This is a genomic window from Colwellia sp. MB3u-8, assembly GCF_014076985.1.
Taxonomy (GTDB): domain Bacteria; phylum Pseudomonadota; class Gammaproteobacteria; order Enterobacterales; family Alteromonadaceae; genus Cognaticolwellia.
Genome location: NZ_JACGVA010000026.1, coordinates 1 through 1246, shown reverse-complemented (window position 1 = coordinate 1246; position 1246 = coordinate 1). Strand labels below are relative to the sequence as shown.

At 34.8% G+C, this 1246-nt stretch carries 2 protein-coding genes; both read left to right on the top strand.

Annotated elements, in window-relative coordinates:
- The first annotated feature begins 132 nt into the window (after nucleotides 1-132).
- Complete coding sequence (locus tag H4J54_RS00205; RefSeq protein ID WP_182188842.1) at nucleotides 133-588, top strand: ABC transporter permease; 456 nt, start codon at nucleotides 133-135, stop codon at nucleotides 586-588.
- 117 nt (nucleotides 589-705) lie between these two features.
- Nucleotides 706-1029, top strand: coding sequence for a low molecular weight protein tyrosine phosphatase family protein (locus H4J54_RS00200; RefSeq protein ID WP_182188841.1), 324 nt, complete (start codon nucleotides 706-708; stop codon nucleotides 1027-1029).
- Nucleotides 1030-1246: the final 217 nt, after the last annotated feature.

Below are 1246 nucleotides of genomic sequence, written 5' to 3'. Positions count from 1 at the left end.
TTGCTAGTGATTTAGAGCGGATGGCAAAACTGCTAACAAGCTAATCAACAAGGACAAAAAACAGTTTGCTGTTTTCGTTCCTCAACATTTTAGCAAACAATTTTTTGCCTGTTATTAGGGCGTTAGTACTCTATGAAGAAATTATCTAGCTATTTTGTAATTGCATTTTTAAGCTTTGGGGTGTTGGCTATTATTTGGGCTGGATACTCTTTAGGAACTACGACTTACGACTTCTGGAAAAATGGGGTTGAAAAACAAGCTAAAGTTATTAGCTTGGATCATTCAAGTGGTTCAGCTAAAGGTGGAAATTCGTATTATTATAATTTGGAAATTGACGACCAAATAATGATTGAAAATTTTCCTTATAAACTTACAGAAAACTCTAGTTACTCCGTGTTGTATCTCGAAGGAAAAAAGAAAGCCATATTGGGTCACTCAGGCAATAACATATTTGAAATTTATACAGCTCAAATTGGCTCTAAGTTTATGGCACTTTTAACCATCGCCATTTTTATTTTTATGCCATATGGGTGTTATAAAATGTATTCCGAGTTACTACCAAGAAAAGACGACTTGTGGCGCAACTAGTACTAACAAGCCGTTCAAGAGGGAAAATTTACAGTTGGCTGTTTTCACTCCGTTCAACATTTTAGCCAACAATAAATTTCCCCTTAACGGGGCGTTATGTGTTTCTCTAGGAAGTAGATGAATTTACTATTTGTATGTAGCCAAAATAAGTTAAGAAGTCCTACAGCTGAATCAGTATTTTCAGATGTACCAAATATTAATGTTCGCTCCGCAGGATTAAATAACAACGCAGAAATACCTTTAGGCATTGAAGATGTTGTTTGGGCTGATTGTATTTTTGTTATGGAGCAAGCGCAGAAAAAGAAGCTGCGTACACATTTTAAAGAACACTTAAAAGAACAACGTGTTATTTGTTTAGGTATTCCAGATAATTACGAATATATGGAACCAGCTTTAATTAAGTTATTTAAACAAAAAGTACCTCAGTATATTGGTGCTTAAACACATAACAAGTCATTAAAGCAGGAAAATTTACAGTTGGCTGTTTTCACTGCGTTCAACATTTTAGCCAACTATAAATTTCCTCTTAATGAGGCGTTAGTTGTCCGCACTAAATCGAATGATTTTATTTATCGTTTAGTGCAAATCGCATAGTTTTGCGTTTGGTTCAATTCTTTGGTTTGGCAATGGAAGTGCCGTTCAATCTAGCTTCCTTTTT

Coding starts and splice junctions, on each gene's coding strand:
- H4J54_RS00205 (WP_182188842.1), top strand. CDS start 133: ATGAAGAAATTATCTAGCTATTTTGTAATTGCATTTTTAAGCTTTGGG.
- H4J54_RS00200 (WP_182188841.1), top strand. CDS start 706: ATGAATTTACTATTTGTATGTAGCCAAAATAAGTTAAGAAGTCCTACA.